Here is a 5,049-nt window from a genome sequence, read left to right as displayed (position 1 = left end):
ACGAGGGTGAGTGAAAGGGGGGGGCGGCGGATCGACGTCCGCCGCCCCCTCCGCCTACGCCGCGCTCATCACCCGGCGGTTGCGCAGCACCTGCGTGCTGTGCCCGATGGACGCGGCGGCGCGGCGTTCCTTGATCGTATCGACGAACAGCCAGTCGTTGCTGACCCGTTCCGGCGTAATCGTCATCGCCATATAGCCGCGGCGCGACGTGTCGCACCATTTCAGCTCGGGATTGGCGGCGACCATCGCGCGCGCGACATCGGCCGGATCGCGCTTCACCGCCGATTCGTAGCCGGGCGAGGTGACCGCATGGCCCGCGAACTCGACGCCCGCGGGGCGCCCGTCCTGCGCCAGGTCGAACGCCCACGCATTGTGGCTGTCGCCGCAGATCACGACCAGATTGGCGTCGACCGCCCGCGCGCCCTTCAGGAAGCGCGCGCGGGCGGCGGGGTAGCCGCCCCACGAATCGAGGTTCCCCGGCAGGCCGACGCGCGACGCGGCGATCGCGTCCGATACCCAGGCAGCGGCGCGCGCATTGCCCGGATCGACCCACGCTTGCGCCGCTTCCGGCGTCGACAGATTGCCCATGATCGTGCCGAAGCCGACCACCTGCCACTTTTGCCCCTGCTTCACCGAGCGGGCCAGATCGTGCGCCAGCCAGCTTTCCTGCTGCGACCCCATCATCGTGATCGCGGGATCGACCCAGGCGCCGTCGCGGAACGCCTTAAGCGCGGCCAGCTTGTCGCCGCTGGCCATCACCTGCTCGATCTCGCGCTGGCGCGAGCGGGCGAACAGCCGCGTCTCCGTCCGCCACAGCGTGGCGAGCGTGCCGATGTCATAGGCCTTCCACGGTTCGTCCGACACCGGCATCCATTCGCGATACGCCTGCACCGACGCGGCGCGGCGCTGGTTCCAGTCGCCCTCGGTCGCCGGATCGTGATTCTCCGCGCCGCCTTCCCACGAATCGTTGGCGCTTTCGTGATCGTCCCACTGGACGATCCACGGCACCTTGGCGTGCAGCGCCTGAAGATCGGGGTCGGCGCGATAGCTGGCGAAGCGCAGGCGGTAGTCGGCGAGGTGGATCGTCTCCGCCAGCGGCTGCGGAATGCGACCGGCGACCTGCGCGGCGGCCGGCGGATACTTGCCCGGCGAATATTCGTAGAAATAGTCGCCCAGGTGGATCGCCGCGTCCAGATCGTCGCGGGCGGCGGCATGGCCATAGGCGTTGAACCAGCCGAATCCGAAGTTGGAGCAGGAGAATACCGCCGCGCGCCACGTCGCCGCCGCATCGTCGGGCAGCGTCTTCGTCCGCCCGACCGGCGAGCGCGTGCCGTCCGCCGCGACGAAGCGGTAGAAATAGCGGCGCCCCGGCGCGAGGCCGTCGAGCGTCACCTTCGCCGTCCAGTCGCGCCACGGCCCGGTGATGATCGCGCCCGATGCGACGATGCGCGCGAAATTCTCGCTCTCGCTGATTTCCGCCACCAGCCGCGCCGAATCGCCGGTCGCGGGGACGTAGCGCGTCCACAGCAGCATCGAATCCGCGCCCGGCTCCCCGCTGGTCACCGAATGGGTGAAGCCGCGCGCGGCGAGCATCGTCTGCGCGATCGAGAAGCCGGGCAGCGCGAACGCGCCCAGGCCCAGCGTGCCGGTGGCGAGCAAGGCGCGGCGGGTGACGGTGACGGTCATGATACGGCTCCTGATCCTCTTAGACGGGGCGTGCACCTGCCCTGCGCCGCGTTCGGTGACGCGGTGATGACAAAGGCGCGCGACGCTACCCGATCCGCGCGCGGGGTTGCACCGCACGCGCCGCCATGCTGTTGACCGGCGGATGAAGCGCCTGCTTGCCTCGATCCACGACGTCTCGCCCCGGTTCGAGCGCGAGGTGGAACAGTTGCTCGACCGGCTGCGCGGGCATGTCGGCGACCGGCTGGCGATGCTGGTGGTGCCCAATCACTGGAACGGTGCGCCGATGACCCCGGCGTTCGCCGCGAAGCTGCGCGGCTGGGCCGACGCGGGAATCGAGATGTTCGTCCACGGCTCGTCGCATCTCGACGATTCGGCGCATCGCGGCGCGGCGGCGCTGAAGGCGAAGCACATGACCGCCGGGGAGGGCGAGTTCCTGGGGCTGGACCATGGCGAGGCGCTGGCGCGGATGCGGCGCGGCAAGGCGCTGGTGGAGGACGTCACGGGACGCGCGGCGGCGGGGTTCATCGCGCCGGCGTGGCTGTATTCCGGCGCGGCGCGCGCGGCGCTGGGCGATGCGGGCTTCGCGCTGGCGGAGGATCATGCACACGTCTGTGCGCCGGTCGGCGGGCGGGTGCTGGCGCGCGGGCCGGTCATCACCTGGGCCAGCAGGTCGCGGCCGCGGCAGCTGAGCTCGCTCGCCGCCGCCGCTGTGCTGCGCCGCGTGCTGCAACCCAGCAATACGGTGCGCATCGCGGTCCACCCCGGCGACACGCGGGTGCCGCAGCTGCTGGACAGTATCGACCGGACGTTCGCCGCCTTCCCGCGGCACCGGCCGGCGGCCTATGCCGACCTGCTGCGCGCCGTGCCCGTGTCGCGCGCGGCAATCCGCGCCTCGTAATGCGCGACCAGCGCGGCGGCGTGCTGGCGATCGCTCAGCACGCTGTTCGCGCCGATCTCCGCCGCGCGGCGTAGCAGCGCGCGGTCGCGCGACACCAGCCGCACGATCGCGTCCGCCGCGTCATACGGGTCGCCGGCGCGATACGTTTCGGCATAGGCGGGGCGCGCCACCATCGCCGCGCCGCCCGCATCGGGGACGATCAGCGGCAGGCCCGATACCAGCGCCTCCGACGCGACCAGCCCGAACGTCTCGGTGTCGGAGCCGTGGATGAAGGCATCGGCGCTGGCCATCACCGTCGCCAACTGCGTGCGGTCGTAGATCGGCTCGAACAGGCGGACGTGCGGGCTTTGCGCGATCTGCCGTTCCAGCGTGCGCGTGTCGGGGCCAAGCCCCAGCAGCATCAGCCCGACCGGGATGCGCGTGCCCGCGCGGCGCACCGCGTTGATGACCATCGGCCATTGCTTTTCCGGGTGGTGCCGCCCGACGCCGATCAGCAGGTGCGCGTCGGCGGGCAGGCCGCATTGCGCCAGCATCGCGGCGCGCAGCGTCTCGCTGCGCAGCCGGGGGGAGAAATGCTGCCGTTCGATCCCCAGCGTCATCACCGCGTCGATCGGGATGCCGCGCGCACCCAGCGTCTTCGCCAGCATCGGGCCGTTCGTGACGATCGTGTCGAACGGCGCCATCGCGCGGATCATCTGGCGATCGTACCAGCCGAACGCCCGTTCGATCGTCGCGGGCGAGGCGACGCGCGCGAACCACCTTTTGGGATAGGTGGCCATATTGTCGTTGTGGAGGATCCACGATTTCAGCGCGGGGCCCTGCCATTCGCCGACGATCCGCGCCGAGCGCCACGGCATGCAGTTCTCGACCACGTCGGGCTGCAGTTCGTCGAGCAGCCGGTGGACCGGCGCCACGTCCCGGAACAGGCCGTAGTTCGAATCGAACGGCAGCGCGGGCGATTTGACGTAGATGATGCGCGCGCCGCCGGGCCGCTCCTCGACGCGGTCCTCGCGGCCGGGGGCGATGACGATCTGTTCGTGGCCCAGCGTCGGCATGACCGCCATCTTGCGATCCACGTACGTGCGCACGCCCCCGCCGGTGGGCGAATATAGTTCGTTGACGTCGACGATCCGCATCGGGGATCCCCTTACTTCAGCGGGCCGAAGCCACCAAGCCCGCGCAGATACTGCTCCACGATCTGGGTATTGGTGACGCCGTTGCCAACGTCGATGATCGCATCGGCCAGCTTCGGGCGCGCGCGGCCGATGCGGCGGTTGCTGGGGAAACCGGCGCCGTCGCTCCAGAAATTGAACTTGCGCTTGCCGTCGCGGTCATGCCCCAGGAACAGCGCCCAGCGGCCGGGATTCGGCACGCGGATGCAGATCACCGCGCTGCCGCTGGCGGGCGCGGGAACGGTGATGCGGCGGAACGGGCGGCCGCGCGCCGCCAGTTCGTCGTCGCCGGCCAGGAAATCTTCCTCGGTCGCCGGATACAGCTCCAGCTTCAGCGTGCCCTGCGCATCCTTCAGCCCGGTGATCGTCGCGCGGATCGCCGGGCCCTCGCCGCCGTTGCACGCCGCCGCGTCCGGCCCCAGCACCTGCGCGCCCGCCGGCACCGCCACCGTGGCGAGCGCCGCCGCACATGCGATCGTCAACCCTCGTGCCGCCATGCCTGCGTCCTTTCCACCAGATATTCGATCCCGACGACCGCGATGATGAGCAGATGCACGACCAAGGTTGACGCGGCCGTGAACGCCATCAGATCCGACAATGCCTGATCCTGCCCGATGAACAGGATCGCGAAATTGGCGAAAAGCAGGTCTTTGTTGGGCACCAGCGGCAATCGCGACACCAGTTGCCGCCCTGCGATCAGGAACAGCCACAGCCCGACCGACACCGTCGGCATCGCGAACGACCAGGCGATCGCGATCGTCACGCAATTGACGACGATGCGCAGCATGTCGACGCCGAAGATGAACCACAATTGCCGCCGCGGCAGTGAGAACACGCGCGAGGAGAACAGCAGGAACGCCAGCGTCAGCCCGGTCGCCAGCCCCATCGACCACAGGATCGTGCGCAGCGTCGCCGGCTCGATCAGTTCATAGCCCAGCGGCAGCGCCACCGCGCCCAGCACGATCGCGGAGACGTTGCCAGCGATCCCCGACACGATCGTCACGTCCTTCACCGCGCCGAACGGCGCCGCGACCATTTCCGTGCGTGCGCGCGCCCAAGCGTAGAAATAGGCGTCGCCCGAATAACCGACCAGCACGTCGTTGGCGATCCGCTTGCGGTTCAGCGCGCCGAACGCGCTGGCGGGGACGTGCCACAGCCGGCGGAAGATCACGAAATCGGCGACCGGCAGCGCGAAATAGGAGATGAGGAAGAACAGGTAGAAACCCGCCGCCGTCGGCACCGCGCGGCGCAGCCCCGCCAGCCCCTGGCCCAGCAGTTCGCCCGCCAGCCCAC

At 70.0% G+C, this 5,049-nt stretch carries 5 protein-coding genes; 1 reads left to right on the top strand and 4 read right to left on the bottom strand.

Translation table 11 applies throughout. The features are described from left to right. Nucleotides 1–54: 54 nt before the first annotated feature. Nucleotides 55–1,686, bottom strand: coding sequence for an alkaline phosphatase D family protein (locus tag AX685_RS15635; protein WP_066490305.1), 1,632 nt, complete (start codon nucleotides 1,684–1,686; stop codon nucleotides 55–57). A gap of 142 nt (nucleotides 1,687–1,828) precedes the next feature. Here AX685_RS15635 and AX685_RS15630 point away from each other — a divergent pair, with 142 nt between their 5' ends. Next, complete coding sequence (locus AX685_RS15630; RefSeq protein WP_066490303.1) at nucleotides 1,829–2,584, top strand: polysaccharide deacetylase family protein; 756 nt, start codon at nucleotides 1,829–1,831, stop codon at nucleotides 2,582–2,584. Here the strand turns inward: AX685_RS15630 and AX685_RS15625 are convergent. The 3 genes from AX685_RS15625 to AX685_RS22735 all read right to left on the bottom strand — a co-directional run. Beyond that, nucleotides 2,527–3,720 carry a glycosyltransferase gene (locus AX685_RS15625; protein WP_066490300.1) on the bottom strand — a complete coding sequence of 398 codons (1,194 nt, stop codon included), beginning with the start codon at nucleotides 3,718–3,720 and terminating at the stop codon, nucleotides 2,527–2,529. The two genes, AX685_RS15630 and AX685_RS15625, sit on opposite strands and share 58 nt — an antisense overlap. Before the next feature lie 11 nt (nucleotides 3,721–3,731). Further along, nucleotides 3,732–4,253: a DUF2141 domain-containing protein gene (locus AX685_RS15620; protein WP_066490299.1), complete on the bottom strand. Its 522-nt coding sequence runs from the start codon at nucleotides 4,251–4,253 to the stop codon at nucleotides 3,732–3,734. Then, the coding region (locus AX685_RS22735; protein WP_066490296.1) for a hypothetical protein at nucleotides 4,235–5,049 on the bottom strand (815 nt) is incomplete at its 5' end. The genes AX685_RS22735 and AX685_RS15620, both read right to left, overlap by 19 nt.

This window comes from Sphingomonas sp. CCH9-F2 (genome assembly GCF_001556735.1).
Classification (GTDB): Bacteria; Pseudomonadota; Alphaproteobacteria; order Sphingomonadales; family Sphingomonadaceae; genus Sphingomonas; species Sphingomonas ginsenosidimutans.
This window is presented reverse-complemented; position numbering and strand designations above follow the sequence as displayed.